We start from the raw sequence: 25,784 nt of genomic DNA, 5'->3' as shown, positions 1-25,784 counted from the left end.
GAATGTGGTATGCAGGATCAGAAGCTGGAAAATCTATTAAACCTTGCCCTCAGTGCAACTCCTGAAGAACGTGAAAAATCAGGCAATTTAAACGTAGGATATAATCCCGGGGAAAGATCATGGGATGTGATTGTAAAGCATTCCGGAGATATAAGCGGTCTTTCCCTGGTGGGAATCCGGGTAGAGCAGATGGTGAACGAATACTCCATACTTACGGTTCCGGAATCCCTTATTGACCAGTTAAGCTCAGTGCCCCAAATCGAATATGTGGAGAAACCAAAGAGGCTGTTTTTTGCCATCAACCAGGCAAAGTCGGCCTCTTGTGTCAATCTGGTCCAGCAGGGAAACAATATTCTTACGGGAAGAGGAGTTTTGGTAGCTATCATTGATTCAGGAATCGATTATTACCACGATGATTTCCGGAACAATGACGGAACGACCAGAATCGTAAAGCTGTGGGATCAGACTCTGGACCAGGTGTTCACAGCAGAGGAAATCAATGCTGCCCTGGCTACCGGAAGCAGGACAGAGGCCAGAAAGCTGGTCCCATCCGTGGATATCACCGGACACGGCACAGCCGTGGCATCCATAGCGGCCGGAAACGGAAGGGAAAACAGGGGACAATACCGGGGAATTGCCTTTGAAAGCCCGCTTTTAGTTGTAAAGCTTGGAGTCCCTCAGGAAAGCGGATTTCCCAGGACCACGGAGCTTATGCGTGCAGTCAATTTTGCAGTAAAAGAAGCTGTGGATATGCAGATGCCGGTAGCGATTAATTTAAGCTTTGGAAATACCTATGGTTCCCATGACGGAACCAGCCTTTTAGAGACATTTCTTGATGATTTATCCAATTACGGGAAGACGGTAATTGTGGTGGGAACAGGAAACGAAGGGGTGGCAGGCGGTCATATTTCCGGAATCCTGACAATGTCCAATCCTGAAGAGATTGAGCTGAGCGTGGGAGAGTATCAGCAAAGCTTTAGCGTGCAGCTTTGGAAATCCTACGCGGATTTGTTTGATATCAGCATTATAACGCCTTCCGGTGCGGTGATCGGCCCAATCAGCAGCAGCCTGGGGCCTCAGACCATAAACTATGGAAACACCAGGATCTTGCTGTACTATGGGAAACCCGGCCCCTACAGTGTGGCACAGGAAATTTATATGGATTTCCTTCCCCTTGATACCTATATAGACAGCGGGATATGGAGATTCCGCCTGACTCCCAGGCAGATCGTGGAAGGAAAATACGATCTCTGGCTCCCATCCGCCGGAGTGCTGAGCGAGTCCACCCGGTTTTTAAGGGCTACGCCTGAAACGACTTTGACCATTCCTTCTACGGCCAACAAGGTCATATCCGTGGGAGCTTATGATGACACCTATCAGTCTTATGCGGATTTTTCCGGCAGAGGATTTACAAGGAGAACCAATCTGGTAAAACCGGATCTGGCTGCTCCCGGAGTGGGAATCATTGCGGCAAGGGCCGGAGGCGGCTATGAATCGGTAACAGGCACGTCCTTTGCAACTCCCTTTGTCACCGGCAGCTCCGCTCTTTTGATGCAGTGGGGAATTGTGGATGGAAGGGATCCGTTTCTCTTTGGGGAAAAGGTAAAGGCTTATTTCATCCGCGGTGCCAGGCCCCTTCCCGGAATCACCCAATATCCCAATCCGGAGCTTGGATACGGCGCGTTATGCGTGAGCGACAGCTTCCTGTATAACATGGGCAGGAAGAGGAAAGGCCATTGGAAAAATGGCCAAAATGCTTTATAATGAAATCAGTACTTTTGGGGAGGTGTGAAATGGAAGTCAGGCATGAACTTGTCATTCCCAATAATGACCTGCCTTTCCGGATGTTTATCTTTGAGGGAAGGGATGGAAATTATAAGGTCACGAAACACTGGCACCATTCCGTTGAGATTTTTCTGGTCCAGGAAGGGAAAATTGATTTTTACATCAACAACAGCCATTTACCCCTGGAGAGGCAGGACTTTGTGCTGGTCAATTCCAATGAAGTCCATTCCATCGAATGTCCCGATCCAAATATCACCATAGTTCTTCAAATACCGGCAGAAGCCTTTGAGGAGTACATGGGAGAAGAATGCTATGTGAATTTTGAGAAAAAGGATGAGGCTCAAAATAAGAGACTGACACAGCTGGTTGTTTCCATGTTTTCCATCTATGAAGAACAGGAATATGGTTACAGCCTGAAGGTGAAAAGCCTGTTCTATGAACTTTTATATCTTTTAGTTACGGAGTTTAAGTCACAAACCATGGATAAGGAAGTCATCCGCCAGAAGAGGCAGCTCGATAAGCTGTCAAAGGTCACTCAGTATATGAGGGAAAATTATGACCAGGACTTAAAGCTTGACCAGGTGGCAGGACGTTTTGGTTTCAGCCCTACCTATTTGTCCAGAATATTTCAAAAATATGCGCAGGTCAATTACCGTACCTATCTGATTGACCTGCGGGTCAAATACGCGGTCAGGGAGTTGGTCGGGACCAGCTGTGAGATTGGAGAGATTGCATGAAGCATGGATTTCCGGACAGCAGAGCCTTTTCCAAGGCATTTAAGAAGCGGTATGGATGTCTTCCCAGTGAATACAGGAAACATCTGGATGCAGGCAGATGACGGATATTGTAATTATTTTAATATAGGGTATTATAATTACTGAAAATATGATATAATGTACCATAACTTTGGGCGAAGGATGTGATTGTATGAATATCAGGAAATCCACAGAACAATGGGAGGAAGCATATTTAAGTCCTTATGCCGCTTTCAGTAAGAACAGCAAGGGAAGAGAGCGGGAGGAGGAGGCTTGTGATATCCGGACTGCCTACCAACGGGACCGGGACCGGATCATTCACTGCAAGGCATTTCGCAGGCTGAAACATAAAACCCAGGTTTTTCTGGCCCCGGAAGGGGATCATTACAGAACCAGGCTCACTCATACCCTGGAGGTATCCCAGATTGCAAGAACCATAGCAAAATCTCTGCGAATGAACGAAGACTTAACAGAGGCCATTGCTTTGGCTCATGATTTGGGCCATACTCCTTTCGGCCATTCCGGGGAAGCGATTTTGAATAAGATCTGCTCCCAGGGCTTTGCCCACTACAAGCAAAGTGTCCGGGTAGTAGAGGTTCTGGAAAAGGACGGAATGGGCCTAAATCTCACCTGGGAGGTCCGTGATGGAATCTTAAATCACCGCACCAGCGGTCACCCGTCCACATTAGAAGGCGGTATTGTCCGCTTATCGGATAAAATTGCCTATATTAACCATGACATTGACGATGCGATCAGGGCCAAGATGTTTGTTGAGGAGGACCTGCCTGAATGCTATACAGGTATTTTGGGCCACAGTGTCCGTGAAAGGCTTAACAATCTGATCCATGATATTATCCGCAACAGCTACGGAAAGCCGGAGATCATCATGTCTCCGGATATGGAGAAGGCCATGCAGGGGCTGCGCACCTGGATGTTTGATAACGTCTATAGAAGCGATATCCCAAAAGCAGAAGAAGGGAAAGCACAGCATCTCATTGTCATGCTTTTTAATTACTATATGGAACACCCGGACAAGCTTACGGAGGAATACTGCACCTTAATGGAAGAAGGCCAGGAAAGCCGGGAACAGGCAGTCTGCGATTACATTGCAGGCATGAGTGACAGATATGCCATTGACAAATTTGAAGAGCTGTTTGTCCCGAAAGCGTGGAAAACGGTTTAAATCGAATGAACTTTGATAAATACCCTGTGGGTATCCCTTTACAGCCAAAAACATGGCCAGAAAAGGAGAAAGGAGATATGAAGCTTCATGCGATATTCGGAAGAAGTGATTGAAGAAGTCCGGATGAAGAATGACATCGTGGATGTGATCTCGGGATACGTCAAGCTGCAGAAGAAGGGAAGCAATTATTTTGGCCTCTGTCCTTTTCACAATGAAAAGTCCCCTTCCTTTTCCGTATCCCCTGCCAAGCAGATGTACTACTGCTTTGGCTGCGGTGCAGGCGGAAATGTACTTACGTTTGTCATGGAATATGAAAACTATTCCTTTTCTGAGGCCCTGAAGGTCCTGGCAGACCGGTCAGGTGTGAAGCTTCCTGTGGCAGAGTACAGCAAGGAGGCAAGAGAGCAGGAGGATCTTAAGTCCACTCTTTTGGAAATCAATAAGCTGGCCGCCAGTTACTTTTATTACCAGCTTAAAAAAACCTCAGGGTGAGGCTGGCTACCGTTATTTAAGGGACAGGCAGTTAAGCGACGAAACCATAACCAGGTTCGGGCTGGGCTATTCCAATAAGACAAGCGATGACCTTTACCGGTATTTAAAAGGCAAGGGATATGACGATAGCCTGTTAAAGCAGACCGGACTGGTGACCATTGAGGAACGGGGGACCTATGATAAGTTTTGGAACCGGGTGATGTTCCCTATTATGGATGTGAATAACCGGGTCATTGGTTTCGGAGGCCGGGTCATGGGTACCGGGGAGCCAAAGTACTTAAACTCACCAGAGACAAAGCTTTTTGATAAAAGCCGGAATTTATATGGCTTAAATTATGCCAGGCTTTCACGGGAAAAATACATATTGATCTGCGAGGGCTACATGGATGTGATCGCAATGCACCAGGCCGGCTTCACCAATGCGGTGGCCTCCCTGGGAACAGCCTTTACCACCCAGCATGCCCAGCTCTTAAAACGGTATACGGATAAAGTGGTCCTCACATATGACAGCGACGGTGCGGGTGTTAAGGCTGCCCTCCGTGCCATTCCCATTCTTAAGGAAGCAGGTATATCCATTCGCGTGCTTAACATGCAGCCCTATAAAGATCCGGATGAATTCATAAAGAATCTGGGAGCAGAAGCATTCCGCCAGCGGATCGATGAGGCCCGCAACAGCTTCCTGTTTGAAATTGATGTGCTGAAAAAGAACTATAAAATGGATGATCCGGAGCAGAAGACGGAATTTTACAATCAGGTGGCCAGGAAACTTCTGGAATTCCCGGAAGCTGGAACGGGAGAATTATTTAGAGGCGGTATCCAGGGAATTTTTTTATCAATTATGAAGACTTAAAACGCCTGGTCAACCGCTTGGGTGCTTCTCTGGGACCGTCTGTTTTCGCTCAGAGGGAAGAAGAGGGAAAACTAAAAAAAACCAGAGGAAAAAGGAAAAGGAAGATGGTGTAAAGCAGTCTCAAAGGCTGCTTCTGACCTGGCTCATTGAAAATCCATTATTATTTGATAAGATTGAAGGAGTGATCACTCCCGATGATTTTATAGAAGAACTATATCACAAGGTGGCAAGTATGGTTTTTGACGGACACGCTGCCGGAACATTGAATCCGGCCGAGATCTTAAATCATTTCATTCATGATGAAGGTCAATACCGGGCAGTCGCAGGTCTTTTTCATGCGAGCTTAAAAGAGTCCCTAGATAATGAAGAGCAAAAAAAAGCGTTTTCGGAAACAATTATGAAAGTGAAAAAAAACAGTCTGGATTATGCCAGCCGCCATGCAGCAGGGATTTTAGAACTGCAGAATATTATAAAGGAACAGGCTGCGCTAAAGGATTTGCATATTTCGCTGGATTAGGGTGTACACTATAGGCAGGCTGTGGAAGGATGGAAGAACATGGACGAGAATGTGAAGAAGGCAGCAGATAAGATGGTGGGGTCAAGAAAAACGGAAGAGGAACAGGCTGCAGAGCTTAAGGCTATGGAGTCAGCCGCTGCATTTGAGGGAAAATTAAATCAGCTTCTCCTCCTGGCAAAAAAGAAACGGAATGTACTGGAAAACCAGGAGGTTCTGGATTTTTTTGCGGGAGAGAATCTGGATTCGGATAAACTGGATCAGATTTATGATTTTCTGGAAAACAATAAGGTAGACGTACTTCAAATCGGCGGGGAAGAGCTGGATTTGGATGAGGATCTTTTCGTTGAAGAAGATATCGAGGATGAAGAAGAAATCGATATGGAAAGTATTGATTTATCTGTTCCGGAAGGTATCAGCGTGGAGGATCCGGTCCGCATGTATTTGAAGGAGATCGGCAAGGTTCCGCTTCTTTCCAGTGAAGATGAGATTGAGCTTGCCAAGAAAATCGAACTGGGAGATGACGATGCAAAACAGAGGCTGACAGAGGCCAATCTGCGTCTGGTGGTCAGCATTGCCAAACGCTATGTAGGGCGGGGAATGCAGTTTTTAGACTTAATCCAGGAAGGAAACTTAGGACTTATTAAAGCTGTGGAAAAGTTTGACTACCGAAAAGGTTATAAGTTCAGCACCTATGCGACCTGGTGGATCAGACAGGCCATCACCCGTGCCATTGCGGACCAGGCCCGTACCATCCGGATCCCTGTTCATATGGTGGAGACCATCAACCGTCTGGTCCGTGTATCCAGACAGCTTTTACAGGAGCTGGGACGGGAACCGGTGCCGGAGGAAATAGCAGCAAGGCCGATATGCAGGTCGACCGGGTCAGGGAAATCATGAAGGTATCTCAGGAGCCTGTATCCTTAGAGACTCCCATCGGAGAGGAAGAGGACAGCATCTGGGAGACTTTATTCAGGATGAGCAGGTAGCCGTTCCGGCTGATGCAGCCACATTCACCATGCTCCACGAGCAGCTGATGGAGGTGCTTGACACCCTTACCGAGCGGGAGCAAAAGGTTTTAAAGCTGCGCTTTGGCCTTGATGACGGGCGGCCCAGGACCCTGGAAGAGGTAGGAAAAGAATTTAATGTTACAAGAGAACGGATTCGCCAGATAGAGGCAAAAGCACTGCGCAAACTGCGCCATCCCAGCAGAAGCAAGAAGCTTAAGGACTATCTGGATGATTAAGATACAAGACGGAGTTTAAGATGAAGCTATCAAAGCGTTTGGAAACGATCGCTTCCTTTGTTCCGGAAGGAAGCAGAATCGCTGATATTGGAACGGATCATGGTTATATTCCTATCCATTTGGTACAGGAAGGAAAAGCAAAACATGCCATTGCCATGGATGTGCGGGAGGGCCCCTTGTTACGGGCCCAGGCCCATATCCAGGAGGCAGGCTTGCAGACTCAGGTGGAGGTCCGTTTAAGCGACGGACTTTTAAAATTGGAGGAAAACGAAGCTGATTGTGTAGTTATAGCAGGCATGGGCGGAGAGCTGATGATACATATTCTGGAGGCAGGCCGGGATTTATGGGAAAGCATTCCCTACTGGGTCTTATCCCCCCATTCAGAACTGGACAAGGTACGCAGATTCCTGGAAGAACAGGAATTTTTTATTGAACGGGAGACTATGATAAAGGAAGAAGGCAAATATTATACCGTTATGGGGATCAGCAGAGAGACAAGAGCGGGTAATAAAGAGGAGCGGGAGATTTCCTACCGCTATGGCAGGATCCTGCTGGAATCAAAAGATCCTGTTTTAAAGGAATATCTAAAAAAAAGAAGAAGAACAGCTAGGGCAGATCATGAAGGGGCTTTCCGTGAGCAGTACCGACGCAGCGATCAGAAGAATGGAAGAACTGAAGTTTGAATTAGCCTATAATAAGGAGGCACAGGATGCGGTGCGATGAACTGATAAAAAACTGGAACAGCTGGCACCGCCAGCCTGTGCCTGTGATTGGGATAATGTTGGCCTTTTAGCAGGCCGTAGTGATAAAGAGGTAAAAAAAGGTTTTTATCGCCTTAGATGCTACTGATGAGGTAGTTGAGAATGCTGTCCTTTGGGGGGCAGATTTATTGATTACCCACCATCCCCTTATTTTCAAGCCTTTGAGTAAAATCAATGACAAAGATTTTATATCCAGGCGAATTATAAAGCTGATCCGCAATGACATCTCTTATTACGCCATGCATACGAACTTTGATGCGGCGCCTGGATGTATGGCAGATGCGGCTGCAGAAAAGCTTGGGCTTACAGAATTAGGGGTGTTGGAAAAAGAAGGCGTGATGTTAAAGGAAACGTCTGAAGGGCCAAAAGAAACAGTATATGGAATCGGAAAAACGGGGCATCTTAAAAAAAGAGATGACAGTAAGAGAGATAGCTGCTCTTGTAAAGGAACGGTTTTGTATTCCCTTTGTTACAATTTACGGAGAGGACGCACCAGGGGAGCCAGTCCGTTTTGTGGGAATAAGCCCGGGATCCGGAGGAAGTATGATCAAACCGGCTCTGGAGGCAGGCGTGAAGGTCTTTATAACAGGCGATATCGGCCACCACAATGGAATCGATGCCGCCGCAAACCATATGGCTGTCATTGATGCCGGCCATTATGGCCTGGAATATCTGTTTCTGGATTTTATGGAAGAATTTCTAAAGAAAGAAGCAGGGGAGAACCTGGAAATCTCCAAGGCAGAAGTGGAATTTCCTGAAACATTCATATAAGGAGGAAGCGTATGGCAGTTGTTACAATAAATGGTGTGGAAAAGGAATACCCCATTGGCACGTCTTATCAAGAAATTGCAAAAGAGTATCAGCCCAGTATGAAAATGATATTTTATTGGTCAGCATAAACGGAAAATTAAGTGAGCTTCATAAAACGGTCCAGTTCGACTGCAGCCTTCGTTTCTTTACAGGGAAAGATCAGCCTGGAATCCAGACTTATCACAGAAGCACTATTTTTGTTATGATGAAAGCCTTTTACGATGTGGCTGGTGCGGAAAATATTGAAAAAGTGACTGTAGATTTTTCTCTTGGGAAAGGCTATTATATTGAGGCTCATGGAAAGGTTCAACTGACTGAGGAACTGCTTTCCAGGGTAAAAGCCCGCATGCAGGACTATGTGAGCCAGGAAATCCCGATCATGAAGCGGAGCGTAAACACGGATGATGCCATTGATCTGTTTCACAAGCACAGGATGTATGATAAAGAAAGACTGTTTCGCTACCGCCGGGTTTCCCGTGTCAATATTTACAGCATTGGCGGCTTTGAAGATTACTACTATGGATACATGGTACAGAATACAAAATACATTAAATATTTTGACCTGATATTATTTGATGACGGCTTTATGCTCATGCTGCCCCAGAAGGAAAATCCGAAAGAAGTACCTGCTTTTGATCCTGAAAAGAAGCAGAAGCTGTTCCGGGTGCTGAAGGAGAGCGTAAGATGGGGGGAACGGCTGAATGTATCCCATGTTGGCGCTCTGAATGAAGAAATTGCATCGGGCAACATCAACGAACTGATTTTGATCCAGGAGGCCCTGCAGGAAAAGAAGATTGCTGAGATCGCAGCAAAAATTGGTGCCGACAGGAGCAAGAAATTTGTAATGATTGCCGGGCCATCCTCATCGGGAAAAACCACCTTTTCCCACCGCCTGTCCGTTCAGCTAAAGGCTCAGGGAATGAACCCTCATCCCATTGCAGTGGATGATTATTTTGTGAATCGGGTAGACAGTCCCAAAAATCCGGACGGAAGCTACAATTATGAAGTTTTAGAGAGCCTGGACATCGAACAGTTCAATAAAGACATGACGGCCCTTCTGGCAGGAGAAACAGTGGAAATGCCACGTTATCAATTTAAAACAGGGGTCAGGGAGTACAGGGGTGATTATTTAAAATTGGGAAAAGACGATATCCTGGTCATCGAAGGAATCCATTGCTTAAATGACAGACTGTCCTATTCTCTGCCAAAAGAAAGTAAATTCCGTGTATACGTAAGCGCCCTGACCCAGTTAAACGTTGATGAGCACAACCGGATTCCAACAACCGACTGCCGCCTGATCCGCCGGATGGTACGGGATGCCAGAACAAGAGGCGCTTCCGCACAGGACACCATACGCATGTGGCCGTCGGTGAGAGCAGGAGAGGAAGAGTATATTTTCCCCTTCCAGGAATCTGCGGATATGATGTTCAACTCAGCTACGGTCTATGAACTTTCTGTGCTGAAGCAGTTTGCGGAACCGCTGTTATTCGGCATACCAAGAGAATCCCCGGAATACATGGAAGCAAAGCGTCTGCTGAAATTCCTGGATTATTTTCTTGGGGTCAACAGTGAGGATATTCCCCGCAATTCCATTGTCAGGGAATTTATCGGAGGAAGCTGTTTTAAGGTTTAAGAAGGAAATTAGCTTTACAAATAAATAAATTTGTGATATGTTAGAATAGTTTTGAGTAAGACAAATGGCCGCAGCTGCAAAGCCGAAAGGCTGCAGGTGAGGAAAGTCCGGGCTTCACAGGGCAGGATGCCAGATAACGTCTGGCGGAGGCGACTCTAGGGAAAGTGCAACAGAAATATACCGCCGCTTAATGCGGTAAGGGTGGAAAGGTGGTGTAAGAGACCACCGCCCTTCTGGTAACAGGAGGGGTCCATGTAAACCCCATCCGAAGCAAGACCGAACAGGGAGCATAAGGCGGCCCGTCTGCTCCCGGGTAGGTCGCTTGAGCCTGCTGGCGACGGCAGGCCTAGATAGATGGCCATTCAACGACATAACCCGGCTTATCGTCTTACTCAAAGCTTAAAAAAATGGGAGTATTTTAAAATAGTCTCACTGAAAAACAATGCACAAAAATGCGCCTTGATCAACAAGGCGCATTTTTATCGTCAAGCGGATATTCTCAATCCGCTTATTTCGTATATTTTTCTTCACAATACATGCAGCGGTAGACTTCCTTTTCTTCATCGGCAAGATAGAATATATGTGGAAGCCCCTGCTCGATGGAGGTAATGCAGCGGGGGTTCTTGCACTGGATCACGTTGGTGATCTTTTGGGGAAGGCTTAAGGCTTTCTTTTCCACAATCAGGTTATCCCTTATAATGTTGACTGTAATGTTATGGTCAATATAGCCCAGGATGTCCAGATCAATGTGGTCTAAGCCGCCTTCAATCTTTATAATATCCTTTCTTCCCATCTTATTGCTTTTTGCATTCTTAATGATGGCGACCTGGCAGTCCAGCTTGTCCAGTCCCAGGTTATAGTAAATTTCCAGGCTTTTTCCGGCTTCAATGTGGTCTAATACGATTCCTTCTTTTAATCCGCTGATATTTAACATGATTTTTCTACCTCCAGTAATGTCATGATAAGAGCCATACGCACATACACGCCGTACTGCGCCTGCTTAAAGTAAGCGGCTCTGGGATCCTCGTCAACCTCTACTGAGATCTCGTTGACTCTTGGAAGGGGATGAAGAACATACATATCTTCCTTTGCCAGTTTCATTTTCTTTTTGTCCAGAATATAGCAGTCCTTCAATCGAATGTAATCCTCTTCATTAAAAAAGCGCTCTTTTTGAACGCGGGTCATATAAAGGATATCAAGGGATGGCATTGCTTCGTCAAGGCTGTCCATTTCCACAAATTCAATGTTGTTGGCTTTTAACACATCTTCACGGATGTATTCAGGTACTCGCAGTTCTGGGGGAGAAATAAGGATGAATTTAATGTTTTTGTAACGTACAAGAGCATTAATCAGAGAGTGAACCGTGCGGCCGAATTTTAAATCACCGCAGAGGCCGATGGTCAGATCATTTAAGCGGCCTTTTAAAGAACGTATGGAAAGAAGATCAGTCAGAGTCTGGGTCGGATGCTGGTGGCCTCCGTCTCCGGCATTGATTACCGGTATGCTGGAATGGTTAGCCGCTACCAGCGGAGCCCCTTCCTTGGGATGTCTCATGGCACAAATGTCTGCGTAGCAGGAAATGACCCGAATGGTATCAGCAACACTTTCTCCTTTTGCGGCAGAACTGGAGTCGGCAGAAGAAAAGCCTAGTACACTGCCGCCCAGATTCAACATGGCAGCCTCGAAACTCAAACGAGTTCTTGTACTTGGCTCATAAAATAATGTCGCTAATTTTTTTCCATCGCATACATGAGAATATTTTGGAAGATTGTCTTCGATGTCTTTGGCCAGATCTAAGAGCTGCCCTGTCTCTTCCACACTAAAGTCTAACGGGTTAAGTAAATGTCTCATAAGAATCTCCTTTATCCACTAAATTAAGGTTTAAAATTCTATCCCATCTACTATACAGTATTAGTTAAAATATTTCAACACTTTTTTTGAAATTTATGATATAATTTAGACCTGTAACTTTTTTTCCAAAAGTTGGATGGAAGCCCCTGTAAGGAATATTTAAGGAAGTGTAAGAAAATAAAGAATGACCGATGGAAATATCTTGTTGTATAATGTGTATACAAAGTCAAGCGTCCTGTGGTAAGCTGCAGGATATTTGACCCTTGCAGCATTTGCCAGTTGCAGGCATGCCTACATTCCTGTGCCTGGCTCATTGCTTGCAAAAATAAAGAAAGGAGGTGTCTGTTTTGGCGGAAGGAAAGACACCTATGATTCAGGTTAAGAATCTTTATAAGGTGTACAAAGTGGGAAACACAAAGGTCTATGCGTTAAATGGCGTGGACTTTACTATATATAAAGGGGAATTCTGTGCGATTGTAGGCCCCTCCGGTTCCGGTAAATCCACTCTCTTAAATATGTTGGCAGGCCTTGAAAAGCCGTCAAAGGGAGAGATTGTCATCGGCGGGAACCATATAGAAAAGCTTTCGGAAAATCAGCTGGTATCATTCCGCAGAAAGCACGTGGGTTTTATTTTCCAGTCCTATAATCTTTTAAAGACCATGAATGCGGTGGAGAATGTGGCCTTGCCTCTGTCATTCCGGGGTGTGCCAAAGAAAACAAGGAATGAAAAGGCAAAGGAGTACATAAAGCTGGTAGGGCTTGAGAAGCAGATGAAGCATATGCCAACGAGATGTCAGGAGGTCAGCAGCAGAGGGTCGGCATTGCAAGAGCTTTGGCAGTAGATCCTAAGATCATCTTTGCGGATGAGCCCACTGGAAACCTGGATTCCAAGACTACCAGGGAAATTTTAAGCCTAATGCAGAAAATCGTGAGAGAGCAGAATCAGACCCTGGTCATGGTTACTCATGATAATTATATTGCAAAATTTGCAGACAGACAATTCCATATAGTAGATGGAAAAATCTTTAAAATTGAAGAGCAACATCATGAGTATACGAAGGAGGACATGGGAAATGAAGAAGGGTAGGAAAGGATTTTTATGGCTGCTTGTGGCCTTTATAATTATTTCTGCTGTGCCGGGGCAGGCTTTTGCGTGGCAGGGGGACGAACGCTGGATTGATGTCAGCAAAACCCCAACCGGTAAAACAGGGCAGAGCATGACCATTCATATGGTTTTGAAAGAACAGGATGGCATTGATCACAAAAATGTGGCAATCCGCTTTGAAGAAGGACTGGCAAATCAAGAAAGTGATGCAAAAGAAAATGGAGAAGAATATTCAGGAAGTATTTTCCCATTTGAGATTACTTCCGGCATCTTTGACAATAAAAAGATAGGCAATTTAAAAAGTGAAAGCACTAAAAACGTATCTCTTACCGCAATGGTGCGCAGAGACATTCCAGACGGATATTATTCAGTACCTATAGAGATTGTAGCAAACGCAACGGTAAAAAACGACGGATCGCCGATTGCTCATGGAAAAATCAACATCTGGATCACAAAATCCGCTTCAACCACGGAATCAGGGAAAGACGAAGGAACCATCCAGTTTGAGCTGGGAGAAAACCAGAACACACCTTTTGGCATTTATCCGGATACCATGAATTTCAATATAAATGTCCGCAATTCCTCCAATATTACAGCTTTTGATGTAGACATACGGATGGGTCTGAGCCAGGATAGCACCAAGTTCCCTTTTGATATTAATGATGGAAACTACACCCGGCATTATGACCGGCTTGGCGGTGGCGAGACGGTAGAGGTCCCCTACAGCATGAGTATCCGCAAGGATGTTTACAGCGGATACTATCCCATCCCCTTTATCATCGAATACCGTGACAGCACGGATGGAGATGTCCAGAAAGCAGAAGAGACCTTCTATGTCAAGGTTCAGAATAAAGACAAGGAAGAAGAGACCGGTGATTTCAATGCCAATGACAGGACAAAGGCAAGACTTATTGTGGATGGGTTTCAGACGAATCCGGAGACAGTCTATGCCGGGGACGAATTTGAAATGATCCTTCACATGAAGAACGCCTCCGAAAACGTTGCGGCAAGCAATATCCTCTTTAACCTGGAATCAGAAAAAGTTACGGACAGCGCGGTATTTACCATGGATTCCGGTTCCTCTTCCATTGTTGTGAATTCTCTTGCTGCGGGCCAGACTACGGATATAAAGGTGAAGCTTCGGGCGGGAGCCTGGGTGGATCAAAGAACCTATGCCATCACCATCAATGAAAAGTATGACAGCCCTGAGTTTAAAAATGCGGAAGAAAAGGTGACGGTGAACATTCCTGTCAAGCAGGTCTCCAGACTGAACACGGGGACGATTGAGATAATGCCTGATACGATTTCCGTGGGTTCAGAGACAAATGTCATGTTTCCTATTAATAACACGGGAAAGGTTCTTCTCTACAACGTAATGGTGGCTTTTGTGGGGGATTCCATCCAGCAGACTAACAGCTATGTAGGAAATATAAAGCCGGGAGAGTCCGGAAATGTGGATGCCATGATCTCCGGAACAGCTCCATCTACAGAGGATGGAAAGGTCAAGGTTTTGATCACCTATGAGGATGAAAATGGGATAGTCAGCGATCCCATTGAAAAAGAGATATCTTTAACGGTAACGGAACAGGAAGACTTAGATTCCGAAATGGATGGTATGGGGGAATTTCCGGCGGTAACAGAACCGGAAGGCTCGTCCAAATATGGAAAAATCGTTATTCCGGCGGTGATTGCTGTTTTGGTTATCGGAACCATTGGCACTGTATTTGTGCTTAAAAAGAGAAAAAAAGAAAAAGGAAGAAGAAGCATTAGAATCAGATGCATTAGAACCAGAAGCATTAGAACCGGAAGCATTAGAACCAGAAGAGGAAAAAAACAATGAGATTTAGCGATTTGCTTTCCATGAGTGTAAATAACTTAAGACGCAGGAAGCTAAGGACATTTTTAACGGTTCTGGGAGTTTTGATCGGTACTGCTTCCATTGTTGTCATGGTGTCTTTGGGGATCGGCTTTAATGAACTTACTATGGAACAGATCGCTTCCTATGGAAGCTTACGGAATTCCGTATATTCCAACGCTATGTGGGGAGGAAATGAGAGCAGCAAGGATCCTAATTACATGACGGATGATGTGATCGCACAGTTTGGGCGGATCGAGCATGTTACCACAGCTTCTCCCCTTTTAGAGACCAATGTTTTGATGACCCAGGGTGCTTACCAGGGATACATCAACCTTATTGGAGTTTCCCAGGAGTACATGAAAAATATTCCGTTAAAGGAAGGCAGCATCCCGGAGCCGGGAAAAAAAAGACCTCCAGATGGTTGTGGGAAATATGGTCGCCAGAAATTTCTCCAACCCTAAAAGTAATCGTAATGATTATTATGATGATCCCTCCAGCATTCCTGACATTGATTTTATAAATAGGCCCCTGTTTGTGATTTTTGATATGGATGCCTACTATCAGTCACAGGGCGGGGGGACAGGTGATGGAGGCGCAACGGTTAAACCTCCTAAAAAGTATCTTATTCCAACAGCCGGATTGGTGGCAGGAGGGTCGGAGGAATGGAATAGTTACAGCTACAGCGTTTATGTGGATTTAGATGCCTTAAAATCCCAGTTGAAACAGATTTTTAAAAAGAAGCCTATTCCCAATCAGCCTACCAATAAAAAGGGGAAGCCCTATAACTATTTTATTTACCAGCAGGCGGTTGTGGAAGTGGATGATATGAACAATGTAACGTCAGTACAAAAAGCCATTACAGATATGGGCTATCAGGCTAACAGCAATATGGAGTGGCTGGAACAGTCCCAGAAACAGGCCAAGATGGTTCAGGCTCTTCTGGGGGGATCGGAGCCGTATCCCTGTTTGTAGCTGCCATCGGTATCGCCAATACCATGATGATGTCCATTTATGAAAGAACAAAAGAAATCGGAATCCTTAAGGTTCTGGGCTGCGATATGAATAATATCAGAAACATGTTTCTTCTGGAATCCGGCTTTATAGGCTTTTTAGGAGGAATCACAGGGATTCTGTTCAGCTACGGGGTTTCGTTCCTGATTAATAAGTTCCTTTCAGGCAGTTTTATGCAGGGCATGCCCGGTGATCTTTCAAGGATCCCTCCATGGCTTTCCCTGGCGGCCGTGGGCTTTGCTGTTTTTGTAGGAATGGCCGCAGGATTTTTCCCTGCCTTAAGAGCCATGAAGCTGAGTCCTCTTGCAGCCATAAGAAATGAATAGCTGTTTTTAAAAAGAGGGCTTGCATTTCTTCGGAGAATATTATATGATGATGTACAAGGTACGTGCGACTGGCGGATGAGTGGAGTTTTACCACGGGGAGCACGATACGAAAAAGCCGACCGCCTGGGCGCCCTGTGGGATGCCCAGGCGGTTTTTTACGTGAACAACGAGCCAATAAGCATGTTTTCATTCAGAAAGGAGACCAGATCTCATGCATTTGATTTCTTTGCAAGACGATTTAAGGAGCAATTCCTATCCGGGAAGAGGCATTATAATGGGAAAAACACCGGATGGAACAAAGGCGGTTGCCGCTTATTTCATTATGGGGAGAAGCGAAAACAGCCGCAACCGTGTATTCGTAGAGGACGGAGAAGGAATCCGTACCCAGGCCTTTGACCCCTCAAAGGTCACGGACCCAAGCCTTATAATTTATGCTCCTGTGCGGGTTATGGGGAATAAGACCATTGTGACAAACGGAGATCAGACCGATACCATTTACCGGGGAATGGATATACAGCTGACCTTTGAACAGTCCTTGCGATGCAGGGAATTTGAACCGGATAGTCCCAATTATACGCCCCGTATTTCCGGATCATGCATATAGAAGACGGACGCTTCAATTACGCTATGTCCATCATAAAGAGCAATCATGGGAATCCCGACTCCTGTAGCCGCTATACCTTTGCTTATGACAATCCGGCGGCAGGAGAAGCCCATTTCATTCATACCTATATGCACGATGGAAATCCCCTGCCAAGCTTTGAAGGGGAGCCAAAGCTGGCGGAGGCCCTTGATGATCTGGATGAATTTACTGCAATGATATGGGAAAGCCTCCATAAGGAAAATAAGATCTCTCTATTTGTAAGATATATTGACATAGAATCCGGAGCTTATGAGACCCGGATCGTAAATAAAAATCAATGACAGGAGTACTGAAGATGAATGAGCTGGAATTAAAATATGGCTGTAACCCGAATCAAAAGCCTCAAGGATTTTTATGCCAGGCGGGAAAGAGCTTCCCATCCAGGTTTTAAGCGGCAGGCCGGGATATATCAATTTCCTGGATGCCTTTCATGGCTGGCAGCTTGTAAAGGAGTTAAAGGAAGCAACTGGCCTTCCTGCAGCAACTTCCTTTAAACATGTGTCCCCGGCTGGCGCCGCAGTGGGACTGCCTCTTGACCCGGTACTTGCACAGATTTACCGGGTAGAGGATATGGAAGATCTTTCTCCCCTGGCCTGTGCCTATGCAAGGGCAAGAGGCGCTGACCGTATGTCCTCCTTCGGGGACTTTATTTCCCTGTCAGATATCTGTGATGTGGATACTGCAAGGATTATCAAACGGGAAGTATCGGATGGCGTCATTGCTCCAGGATATGAGCCGGAAGCATTGGAAATCTTAAAGTCCAAGAAAAACGGCAATTATAACATCATCTGCATTGACCCGGATTACCAGCCGGAGGCTCTTGAGAGAAAACAGGTTTTTGGAATCATGTTTGAGCAGGGAAGAAATGAAGGGAAGATTGATGAGGAGCTTTTAAAGAATATTGTGACAAAGAACAAGGAAATCCCCCAATCAGCAAAAATCGACTTAATCATTTCCCTTATTACTTTAAAATACACCCAGTCCAACTCTGTCTGCTTTGCAAAGGGAGGACAGGCCATTGGAATCGGAGCAGGCCAGCAGTCCCGCATCCACTGCACCAGACTGGCAGGAAATAAGGCGGATAACTGGTTTCTTCGTCAGGCGCCTAAAGTCCTTAACCTTTCTTTTGTAGACGGCATTGGCCGTGCAGACCGGGACAATGCCATTGACGTCTACATCGGAGAGGATTGTATGGATGTAATTGAAGACGGCAGATGGGAAAATATTTTCAGGGTAAAACCAACTGTATTTACAGCAGAAGAAAAGAGGGCATGGCTTAGCCGGCTGACAGACGTATCCCTGGGATCTGATGCCTTTTTTTCCATTTGGTGATAACATTGACCGGGCTTACAGAAGCGGTGTGAAGTACGTTGCCCAGCCAGGCGGATCGGTTCGGGATGACCAGGTTATTGAAACCTGTGACCAATATGGAATGGCCATGGCTTTTACCGGAATCCGCCTGTTCCATCATTAAGCGCAAAAGGGGAATCCAGGATAAATGTGACCTGTATTGCTTGTTTTACGGTAAAAAAGGAAAATAAGTACCAGCCTATATTTTTTGTAAAAGCACTTTAGAGAGAGGGGCGGCATAAAATAAGAGTAAGTAAGTTTAAGGTGGCTTTCTTTGAAAACTTTTCCCAAACCTTTAACTGCGCGAGAAGAACGAGAGTGTCTGGAACGATACCAGGAAGGGGATCGGGAGGCGAGAGCCACACTCATCGAGCGGAATATGCGCCTGGTAGCACATGTGGCAAAAAAATATCAGAATACGGATTATGATATGGAAGACCTTCTTTCCGTAGGAACTATTGGACTTATTAAAGCCGTTAATACCTTTCATCCAGACAGAGGCTCCAGACTGGCCACTTATGCGGCCAAATGTGTGGAGAATGGTATCCTATCATGACGGCTCCCAAATTGCCAAAATTAAAGGAACCGGTGTATGCCTGTAACAGCAGGGCATGCACCGGTTCCTGTTGCTTTGTAACCTTTCCGCCAATATTCCCCCGGCAAAGAATATTTGATTATGTCCAACATATATATTGATAAATAACTAATTTAGAGAAGGAGGCAAGGACATGGTGAAGTTAGTTGCTATTGGCAACCGGTTTATGAAGGATGACGCCATAGCAATCAGAGCCGCCGAAATACTGGAAGACCGTCTGAAATGCCAGGATGTTCATGTGATCATTGGTGAAACTGATTTTCAAAGCTGCTTTTATTTACTGGATAAGGATGACTTTGTTTTTATACTTGATGCATTTTCCTCAGGGGCGGAGCCTGGAAGCATTCATAAGTTCCGTCTGGAAGATGTGATGTCACAGCCTTCTTTGTTCTCCATGCACCATGATTTGAGCATGGTGGAACTCATGAAGCTATATGGCAGTCAGTTTAAGGGTTATCTGCTGGGCATTGAAGTATTTGAAATCGGGTTTGACCAGGAGCTAAGCACTGTTTTAAGGGATAAGCTGCCCCAGATCTGCAGAGTAATCGAATGCGCAATTAAAAAAATCATATCGGAGGAAGTGACTTATGCATGATACTTTTCTAAATCAGAATTTATACGAATCGATTATTGACTTATGCAGGGAAAATTCTATTGCGAAGATTTTGAATCTGACAATTACGGTACATACAAACAGCCATATATGTGAGGGCAGCCTCCGTGAACAATTTTCTGAAAGAAAGAATACGCTCATTGGAGACTGGACAAACATATTGGTCAACAAGCAGGAAATAGAACCACTTACTGCGATTATTGACAGTATTGACGGTGAAAAATTCCAATGAGAAAGGCCTGATTTTTATCCGGCAAAATATAACAATTATTCTGAATTTTATTTTGGGAGGTTTTTTTCATGGAATTAAATCTGTTTTTGGATTATATCGGGAACTGCGTCAGGCATATTAGTGAGGATGTAGATAGACTTCACTCCAAGCAGTACAACGATAGCGTTGTACTAGACCATTTGGGCAGTGAAGTGATCATGCTGGAAAGTCATATCAAATATTTCACCCAGTCAAACCGACTGGCCATGGAAGAGGTAGAATATCCGTATCAGAACAACTATGTAAATCAGACTCAGAATGATAATCCTCCAAGATACTTTACCCTGGAAGAATTATCACAGTATAATGGGAAAAACGGAGCTCCGGCTTATGTTGCGGTAAATGGAGTGGTGTATGATGTGACAAATAATTCCGTCTGGAGAGGAGACAGCCACTTTGGCCTTAATCCTGGAAATAATTTATCAATAGATTTTGCAACATGCCATCCAGGAGCAATGGTTTTAACCAGATTGCCCATAGTCGGTTATTTAGCCACAGAGTAAAGCTGGTGATAAATTTGGACTGTGCAGACTTTCAATGTCCTTATCAGGAAAGCAGGTTGAAAACAACGGAAAGTCTTGTGAACCGGGTGAAGGATGATGTCGAAAGCGGTGTGCGCCAAAAGCGGAATCTTGTCTGGCTTGAATTAAACGGCTGCTCCGGAAATACCATCTCCCTTCTTAACGGCCAAAATCCGGATTTTCAGTATCTGCTGACTCAAATGACCAATTTTATATACAGCAACAGCCTGATGAATCAGGCCGGAAACAAGGCTATGGATCAGCTGTTTGATGTAATAGGCAGTGATTATATCCTGGCTGTGGAAGGAGCGGTATCATTAAAGGACAATGGTTCTTACCACATCATTGGCCGGTATGGCGGCAGGGAGATAACAGGATACGAGGCGGTTAAAAGACTGGGAGAAAATGCGGCCCATGTGATTGCCGTGGGAGCCTGCGCTTCACATGGAGGCGTGTCGGCAGCAAGGCCAAATCCAACCCAGTGTGCGGGAATACAGGAGGTTTTACAGAAAAAGGTGATTAAATTAACAGGATGTCCATGTCATCCGGACTGGTTTATGGGCACTCTGGCTTATCTGATATTATATGGGGAACCCCCTCTTGATAGCAGGGACCGTCCCCTGATGTTTTACAGCATTACCATTCATGACAGATGTCCAAGAAGGTCTTATTTTGACAGCGGCATCTTTGCCACAAAGCTTGGGCAGGAAACCTGTATGTACATGATGGGCTGCAAGGGGCCCATTACCCAGACCGACTGCCCAATCCGCCAATGGAACGGGCATGTCAACTGGCCCATAGGAGACGATTCGCCCTGTATCGGCTGTGCCCAGTTTGGATTTCCTGATGCAATGGAGCCTTTTATCACCTTTGACACCATGGGAGGGGAGTAAATATGCCAGAAAGAATAACCATAAATCCTGTTACCCGTATCAGCGGTTTCATGGAAATTGATGCTGATATCGGAGAGCAATCAGTGGTGGATGCAAAAATGAGAGGCTTGATGTTCCGGGGATTTGAAAAAATGCTTCAGGGAAGAAGCCCTTTTGATGCCGTTTATTTTACGCAGCGCATTTGTGGAATCTGTTCGACCGCACATTCCATGGCTTCTGCCCTTGCCCTGGAAGAAGCCTTGAACATTGTCCCCTCTGAGCAGGGAAGGTATCTAAGGGATTTGCTTCATGCATGTGAGTTCCTGCAAAATCATTTAAGGCATTTTTATCAGTTTACCCTTCCGGACTTTGTAAAGCTTCCTGAGGATTATCCTCTGTTTAAGGCGGATCACAATGATTACAGGCTTCCAAAGGACATAAACGATAAAATGGTAAACGATTACTTTGAATCCCTTCAGCTCAGCCGGGATGCCCATCAGATGTTAGCCATACTAGGAGGAAAAGCTCCTCATAATCACGGAATATTCATCGGAGGGATCACGTCGCCGATCTCAGCAGATAAGATCATCAGCATAAAATCCATTCTATATAACATAGGAAAGTTTATTGATGAAAAAATGGTGCCTGACGTATACGCAATCGGAACCTATTATCCGGAGTACTATCATATGGGCGGAGGCTACGGCAACTTATTGTCCTATGGGAGCTTTAATAATTATAAGAATTTAGGAACCCTCTATGTGGACCCTCTTGTTTATTCAAATGGCCAGACAACTCCCTTTGATCCTGCTCTCATAACCCAGGAAGATGAATATGCATGGTTTAACGAAAATAATGAACCGGATAAAAATAAGCCCCAGGCATATTCCTGGATAAAAGCGCCCAGATACAATAATATTCCCTTTGAGGTAGGGCCGTTAGCAAGACAGTGGCTCTCCGGTGAATACAAAAATGGGATCTCTGCCATGGACCGGACCATTGCAAGAGTGCTGGAAGCTAAGAAAATAGTGGAAATTATGCAGACTCTTATAGATAATCTGACTCCCGGAGTATCCATGCAGAAGGAATATACGATTCCTGTTCAGGCATCGGGAAAGGGACTGGTGGATACGACACGGGGGGCTCTTGGCCATTGGCTGTATATTGAAAACAGTGTAATAGCCTTTTACCAGATTATAACCCCGTCTGCGTGGAATTTGTCAACACAAACAAATGGGATGAATGGAACAGGGGAACAGGCCCTGATCGGGTCGCCTGTAAAAGATGTAACAGCGCCTGTGGAAATCGGCAGGATCATACGGTCTTTTGATCCCTGCGTGTCCTGCGCCACTCATGTTTACTCAGACGGGAAGCATGTGAATACAATTCAGGTTGTGTGAAGCTCTTCTATAAGAACCTGTTTTTGATCATTGGGGCAGGGAAGCTGCTGGATATATTGAAGGACAGCCTGGCTGTGCAGGATGGCGGATTTTTTTCCCAATTCTTTTCTGCCTTCTTCTGTTTTGGGTTGATATACGATCATATTCATAATAAGGACCTGATATAGACTCTTATTATAATGTATGATGCTTCCCATGTCCCGTATGTTTGGGAATAAGAGGCAGAATCAGGCGTTTGCTTAGTAAGGAGGAAGGTTTGGGTGGAACCCGGGAAAGAGCGGTTTGCGATTTATTCAAGAAAGTCAAAATTTACCGGAAAGGGAGAAAGCATCGGTAACCAGATCGAGCTGTGCAGGCAATACATTTCTGCACATTATGGAGCGTGTTTCGCTGACAGCGCCTGCGTATATGAGGATGAGGGGTTTTCCGGAGGAAACCTGGAGCGGCCTCAGTTTAAAGTCATGATGCAGGAGGCAAAAAAGAAGAAATTTACAGCGGTGGTATGCTACCGTCTTGACCGGATAAGCCGTAATATTGGTGATTTTGCAAATCTGATTGAAGAGCTGAATGAGCTTCATATTTCCTTTATCTCCATAAAAGAGCAATTTGACACCTCCTCCCCCATGGGGCGGGCCATGATGTACATTGCTTCTGTTTTTTCCCAGCTGGAGAGAGAGACAATAGCGGAACGAATCCGGGATAACATGCTTGAGCTTTCCAAAAGTGGAAGATGGCTGGGCGGAAATACTCCTACGGGTTATACGTCGGAGAGCGTGTCCTCTGTGACTATAGACGGCAAGGTGAAAAAGGCCTTTAAGCTTAAGCTGATTCCGGAAGAAGCAAAGCTGGTCAAGCTGATTTACGAGAAATTCTTAGAAACCGGATCACTGACCCAGACGGAAACCTATTTGCTCCAAAATGGCCACAGGACAAAATACGGCCGCCTGTTCAGCCGTTTTGCAATAAAGGGAATACTGACCAATCCGGTCTATATGATTGCAGATCAGGAAGCCTATGAATATTTGCGAAAAAAAAAGGTGGATCTGTTTGCAGAAAAAGAAGTTTTTGACGGAAGCCACGGAGTGATAGCATATAACCGCACTCTTCAAAGGGCAGGAAAAACCCACGAGATGAAAGATATGGAAGAGTGGATCGTGGCGGTTGGAAAGCATAAGGGAGTTGTTTCAGGTTCCATGTGGGTCAATGTTCAGCAGCTGTTGGACCAAAATAAGTCAAAAAAATTACCGGAAGCCCCGCAGCAATGTGGCATTGTTGTCCGGAATTCTCTTTTGCGGCGGCTGCGGCGATTACATGCGGCCAAAGCTGTCCGGCCGGTACAATGACAAGGGAGAGCAGATCTATTCCTATTTATGCACCATGAAGGAAAAAAAGCCGTATGAAATGCTGCGGGATGAAGAATGTAAATGGAAATATGCTGGATCAGATGGTACTGGAGGAAATCCAAAAAAATATCTGAGGATACTGGTGAATTTCAAAAGCAGCTGTGCCGTAGCAAAAAAAAGAAGTGGAAGAGAGCAGGCAGGAAGTGGAATGGGATATATCCCGTTTAAAGGAGGAACGTAAGAATACCGAAGGGAGATAGCCGGATTGGTGGCTTCCCTTGGAAAAGCCGGAGGTACCGGGGCGGAGGAATATATCATTCAGCAGATTGACGGACTCCATAAAAGAAAAGGAGAAATAGAGAAACGGCTGCGGGAACTTTCCCTTGACCCGGGAAATCAGCAGCTTTCCGGTCAGGAGCTTCAGCTGATTAAGCAGACCCTTTCTTCCTTTCAGAATGTAATCGATCTCATGGATGTCCAGCAAAAGCGTGCGGCGGTCCGCACTTTTGTAGATAAGGTCATATGGGATGGGGAGAATGTCCATCTGTACTTATTTGGCTCCAAGGAGCCTGAATTGCCGGAGCCGCAAGGTGACTATAGCAAATGAAATCCTCATGCTTCTTCGTGCAAATAAGAAATATTCAAAAGAGGTTTCTCTATTTGAACCCATCGGCGTAGACAAGGATGGAGAGACTGTGAGTCTGGTAGATGTCATTGAAATGGAAAATAAGGAGACATTGGAAACCATTATTTTAAAACAGGATATTAAGGAGCTGTATGAGGCCTTTGACAGCTGCCTTAAGGAAAATGAAAAAACCATAATCAGAATGCGGTACGGGCTGCATGGAGGAAAGGAATATACGCAGCGGGAGATAGCGGATGTAATGGGAATATCCAGGTCCTACGTATCCCGGCTGGAAAAAAAAGCTTTGGAGCGGCTGAGAGACGAACTTAGAAAAAATAGTATCTAACAATGAAATTATAAAAAATATGTAAAATGAAATAAAATTTCATTGACTTTTTAGAAAAAAAACTGGTATAGTTCAAATAAGGATATTAAGTGGATTGTTACTGGAAAGCAGGCAAAACCAATTTTGATCATGGAAAATGAAATTTCTTTTTTCGTGATTAAAGTTGGTTTTTTATTTTATAGGATGGGACATTGTATGAAAATTGACAAAATAATCAATAACAATATTGTCAGTGCGCTGGAGCCGGACGGAAAAGAGATCATAGTCATGGGCAGGGGGATCGGATTCGGCATGAAGCCGGGGAAGGAAATCCCGGAAGGCGCAGTTGAAAAGGTATTCCGTCTGGACAGCCAGAACAATGTTGACAAATTTAAAGAATTGCTGGTGAACCTTCCACTTGAGCACATCCAGGTTTCTGCGGAAATCATAAATTACGCAAAAAGCGTATTAAACAGGACTCTTAATCAAAACATATACATAACGCTGACAGATCACATCAATTTTGCCATTCACCGATTTAAGCAGAAAATGAAATTCTCAAACCCTCTGCTTAATGAGATAAAGACCTTTTACAAAGAGGAGTACTTGATCGGTGAATATGCCATAGCATTAATTGACCGCAGGATAGGGATATCCCTTCCTGTTGATGAGGCAGGGTTCATTGCGTTTCATATCGTCAATGCGGAATTCAATACCGCCATGCGCGATACCATTGATATCACGAACCTGATTCAGAATACTGTAGGGATAGTGAAAGATTATTTTTCAATGGAGCCTGATGAAATGTCCTTAAACTATCAGCGGTTTGTTACCCATTTAAGATTTCTGGCACAAAGAATCGTTACAAAGGAGCTGTTGAACAGCGGAAATGGTGAATTTAACCATCTGATATCCCAGATGTATCCGGAGGAATACCGGTGCAGTTTAAAAATCAAGGATTATATAATGGAAACCTACCATCACGATGTAACGGAAGAAGAAACCGCATATCTGGCGGTTCACATCAAGAGAATGAGGCTGTAGAA

25 protein-coding genes, 1 other RNA gene, 7 pseudogenes and 1 riboswitch are annotated in these 25,784 nt (G+C 45.0%); of the genes and pseudogenes, 30 read left to right on the top strand and 3 right to left on the bottom strand.

Features of this window, described 5'->3' with window-relative positions:
* The first annotated feature begins 9 nt into the window (after nucleotides 1–9).
* From JCM10519_RS02130 to rnpB, 11 genes and pseudogenes are all read left to right on the top strand, one after another.
* Entirely contained in the window at nucleotides 10–1,764 is a 1,755-nt protein-coding gene (locus JCM10519_RS02130; RefSeq protein ID WP_054737846.1) for a S8 family serine peptidase, read from the top strand.
* A gap of 29 nt (nucleotides 1,765–1,793) precedes the next feature.
* The gene (locus tag JCM10519_RS02125) at nucleotides 1,794–2,522 is read left to right on the top strand and encodes an AraC family transcriptional regulator (protein WP_347842840.1); all 729 of its coding nucleotides are present in this window, start codon (nucleotides 1,794–1,796) and stop codon (nucleotides 2,520–2,522) included.
* Nucleotides 2,519–2,623, top strand: coding sequence for an AraC family transcriptional regulator (locus tag JCM10519_RS25445; RefSeq protein ID WP_347842839.1), 105 nt, complete (start codon nucleotides 2,519–2,521; stop codon nucleotides 2,621–2,623). The genes JCM10519_RS02125 and JCM10519_RS25445 overlap by 4 nt, the downstream gene beginning before the upstream one ends.
* Before the next feature lie 89 nt (nucleotides 2,624–2,712).
* Nucleotides 2,713–3,723: a deoxyguanosinetriphosphate triphosphohydrolase gene (locus JCM10519_RS02120; RefSeq protein ID WP_054737794.1), complete on the top strand. Its 1,011-nt coding sequence runs from the start codon at nucleotides 2,713–2,715 to the stop codon at nucleotides 3,721–3,723.
* An 87-nt stretch (nucleotides 3,724–3,810) separates the two neighbouring features.
* Nucleotides 3,811–5,582, top strand: a pseudogene (dnaG, locus tag JCM10519_RS02115) (DNA primase).
* Nucleotides 5,583–5,705: 123 nt separating this feature from the next.
* Nucleotides 5,706–6,825: pseudogene (rpoD, locus tag JCM10519_RS02110) on the top strand (RNA polymerase sigma factor RpoD).
* Nucleotides 6,826–6,845: 20 nt separating this feature from the next.
* Complete coding sequence (locus JCM10519_RS02105; protein WP_347842838.1) at nucleotides 6,846–7,508, top strand: class I SAM-dependent methyltransferase; 663 nt, start codon at nucleotides 6,846–6,848, stop codon at nucleotides 7,506–7,508.
* Between the two features lie 146 nt (nucleotides 7,509–7,654).
* Nucleotides 7,655–7,936, top strand: a pseudogene (locus JCM10519_RS25440) (Nif3-like dinuclear metal center hexameric protein); the annotation flags it as partial.
* A 28-nt stretch (nucleotides 7,937–7,964) separates the two neighbouring features.
* A complete protein-coding gene (locus tag JCM10519_RS25435) occupies nucleotides 7,965–8,357 on the top strand; it encodes a Nif3-like dinuclear metal center hexameric protein (protein ID WP_347842837.1) in 393 nt (130 codons plus the stop codon).
* 115 nt (nucleotides 8,358–8,472) lie between these two features.
* On the top strand, nucleotides 8,473–10,029 hold the full coding sequence (locus JCM10519_RS02095; RefSeq protein WP_347842836.1) for a nucleoside kinase: 1,557 nt from the start codon (nucleotides 8,473–8,475) through the stop codon (nucleotides 10,027–10,029).
* 52 nt (nucleotides 10,030–10,081) lie between these two features.
* An RNA gene (gene rnpB / locus JCM10519_RS02590) (RNase P RNA component class A) lies at nucleotides 10,082–10,428 on the top strand.
* Nucleotides 10,429–10,537: 109 nt separating this feature from the next.
* Here rnpB and JCM10519_RS02090 read toward each other — a convergent pair.
* Together JCM10519_RS02090 and pyrB are read right to left on the bottom strand one after the other, a co-directional pair.
* The gene (locus JCM10519_RS02090) at nucleotides 10,538–10,963 is read right to left on the bottom strand and encodes an aspartate carbamoyltransferase regulatory subunit (RefSeq protein ID WP_054737793.1); all 426 of its coding nucleotides are present in this window, start codon (nucleotides 10,961–10,963) and stop codon (nucleotides 10,538–10,540) included.
* Nucleotides 10,957–11,880 carry an aspartate carbamoyltransferase gene (gene pyrB, locus JCM10519_RS02085; protein ID WP_054737792.1) on the bottom strand — a complete coding sequence of 308 codons (924 nt, stop codon included), beginning with the start codon at nucleotides 11,878–11,880 and terminating at the stop codon, nucleotides 10,957–10,959. Before pyrB ends, JCM10519_RS02090 begins: the two co-directional genes overlap by 7 nt.
* A 347-nt stretch (nucleotides 11,881–12,227) precedes the next feature.
* On the opposite strand from pyrB, the gene JCM10519_RS25430 reads away from it, so the two are divergent.
* The 14 genes and pseudogenes from JCM10519_RS25430 (at nucleotide 12,228) to JCM10519_RS02030 (ending at nucleotide 22,445) form a co-directional block, all read left to right on the top strand.
* Nucleotides 12,228–12,722 (top strand): ATP-binding cassette domain-containing protein, encoded by a 495-nt coding sequence (locus JCM10519_RS25430; protein WP_347842835.1) that lies wholly within the window; start codon nucleotides 12,228–12,230, stop codon nucleotides 12,720–12,722.
* Nucleotides 12,713–12,967 (top strand): hypothetical protein, encoded by a 255-nt coding sequence (locus JCM10519_RS25425; protein ID WP_347842834.1) that lies wholly within the window; start codon nucleotides 12,713–12,715, stop codon nucleotides 12,965–12,967. The genes JCM10519_RS25430 and JCM10519_RS25425 overlap by 10 nt, the downstream gene beginning before the upstream one ends.
* Nucleotides 12,954–14,825: a hypothetical protein gene (locus JCM10519_RS02075; protein WP_347842833.1), complete on the top strand. Its 1,872-nt coding sequence runs from the start codon at nucleotides 12,954–12,956 to the stop codon at nucleotides 14,823–14,825. Before JCM10519_RS25425 ends, JCM10519_RS02075 begins: the two co-directional genes overlap by 14 nt.
* Entirely contained in the window at nucleotides 14,822–15,304 is a 483-nt protein-coding gene (locus tag JCM10519_RS25420; protein ID WP_347842832.1) for an ABC transporter permease, read from the top strand. Before JCM10519_RS02075 ends, JCM10519_RS25420 begins: the two co-directional genes overlap by 4 nt.
* A 73-nt stretch (nucleotides 15,305–15,377) precedes the next feature.
* A complete protein-coding gene (locus JCM10519_RS25415; RefSeq protein WP_347842831.1) occupies nucleotides 15,378–15,815 on the top strand; it encodes a hypothetical protein in 438 nt (145 codons plus the stop codon).
* Entirely contained in the window at nucleotides 15,737–16,180 is a 444-nt protein-coding gene (locus JCM10519_RS25410; protein WP_347842830.1) for an FtsX-like permease family protein, read from the top strand. The genes JCM10519_RS25415 and JCM10519_RS25410 overlap by 79 nt, the downstream gene beginning before the upstream one ends.
* Nucleotides 16,181–16,234: 54 nt before the next feature.
* Nucleotides 16,235–16,316: riboswitch (ZMP/ZTP riboswitch) on the top strand.
* A 75-nt stretch (nucleotides 16,317–16,391) separates the two neighbouring features.
* Nucleotides 16,392–17,104 (top strand): annotated as a pseudogene (locus JCM10519_RS02065) (IMP cyclohydrolase).
* Nucleotides 17,105–17,118: 14 nt separating this feature from the next.
* Nucleotides 17,119–18,297: pseudogene (locus JCM10519_RS02060) on the top strand (phosphoribosylaminoimidazolecarboxamide formyltransferase).
* A 150-nt stretch (nucleotides 18,298–18,447) separates the two neighbouring features.
* Nucleotides 18,448–18,723, top strand: a pseudogene (locus JCM10519_RS02055) (sigma-70 family RNA polymerase sigma factor); the annotation flags it as partial.
* Nucleotides 18,724–18,901: 178 nt separating this feature from the next.
* A complete protein-coding gene (locus JCM10519_RS02050; protein WP_054737791.1) occupies nucleotides 18,902–19,363 on the top strand; it encodes a hydrogenase maturation protease in 462 nt (153 codons plus the stop codon).
* A complete protein-coding gene (locus JCM10519_RS02045; RefSeq protein ID WP_054737790.1) occupies nucleotides 19,356–19,613 on the top strand; it encodes a hypothetical protein in 258 nt (85 codons plus the stop codon). The genes JCM10519_RS02050 and JCM10519_RS02045 overlap by 8 nt, the downstream gene beginning before the upstream one ends.
* A gap of 68 nt (nucleotides 19,614–19,681) precedes the next feature.
* Nucleotides 19,682–20,155: a cytochrome b5 domain-containing protein gene (locus JCM10519_RS02040; RefSeq protein WP_054737789.1), complete on the top strand. Its 474-nt coding sequence runs from the start codon at nucleotides 19,682–19,684 to the stop codon at nucleotides 20,153–20,155.
* 14 nt (nucleotides 20,156–20,169) lie between these two features.
* Nucleotides 20,170–21,066, top strand: a complete 897-nt coding sequence (locus JCM10519_RS02035; RefSeq protein ID WP_054737788.1) for a hydrogenase small subunit — start codon at nucleotides 20,170–20,172, stop codon at nucleotides 21,064–21,066.
* A 2-nt stretch (nucleotides 21,067–21,068) separates the two neighbouring features.
* Complete coding sequence (locus tag JCM10519_RS02030; RefSeq protein ID WP_054737787.1) at nucleotides 21,069–22,445, top strand: nickel-dependent hydrogenase large subunit; 1,377 nt, start codon at nucleotides 21,069–21,071, stop codon at nucleotides 22,443–22,445.
* Here the strand turns inward: JCM10519_RS02030 and JCM10519_RS25405 are convergent.
* Nucleotides 22,433–22,594 (bottom strand): hypothetical protein, encoded by a 162-nt coding sequence (locus JCM10519_RS25405; protein ID WP_347842829.1) that lies wholly within the window; start codon nucleotides 22,592–22,594, stop codon nucleotides 22,433–22,435. The genes JCM10519_RS02030 and JCM10519_RS25405 overlap by 13 nt on opposite strands.
* 111 nt (nucleotides 22,595–22,705) lie before the next feature.
* On the opposite strand from JCM10519_RS25405, the gene JCM10519_RS25400 reads away from it, so the two are divergent.
* The 5 genes and pseudogenes from JCM10519_RS25400 (at nucleotide 22,706) to JCM10519_RS02015 (ending at nucleotide 25,782) form a co-directional block, all read left to right on the top strand.
* Complete coding sequence (locus tag JCM10519_RS25400; protein ID WP_347842828.1) at nucleotides 22,706–23,788, top strand: recombinase family protein; 1,083 nt, start codon at nucleotides 22,706–22,708, stop codon at nucleotides 23,786–23,788.
* A 58-nt stretch (nucleotides 23,789–23,846) separates the two neighbouring features.
* A complete protein-coding gene (locus JCM10519_RS25395; protein WP_347842827.1) occupies nucleotides 23,847–24,029 on the top strand; it encodes a hypothetical protein in 183 nt (60 codons plus the stop codon).
* A 24-nt stretch (nucleotides 24,030–24,053) separates the two neighbouring features.
* Nucleotides 24,054–24,395 (top strand): hypothetical protein, encoded by a 342-nt coding sequence (locus tag JCM10519_RS25390; protein WP_347842826.1) that lies wholly within the window; start codon nucleotides 24,054–24,056, stop codon nucleotides 24,393–24,395.
* Nucleotides 24,391–24,759, top strand: a pseudogene (locus JCM10519_RS02020) (sigma-70 family RNA polymerase sigma factor); the annotation flags it as partial. The gene JCM10519_RS25390 and the pseudogene JCM10519_RS02020, both read left to right, overlap by 5 nt.
* A gap of 195 nt (nucleotides 24,760–24,954) precedes the next feature.
* The gene (locus tag JCM10519_RS02015) at nucleotides 24,955–25,782 is read left to right on the top strand and encodes a PRD domain-containing protein (RefSeq protein WP_054737845.1); all 828 of its coding nucleotides are present in this window, start codon (nucleotides 24,955–24,957) and stop codon (nucleotides 25,780–25,782) included.
* Nucleotides 25,783–25,784: the final 2 nt, after the last annotated feature.

Source organism: Clostridium sp. NkU-1, from assembly GCA_001312405.1.
This window is presented reverse-complemented; position numbering and strand designations above follow the sequence as displayed.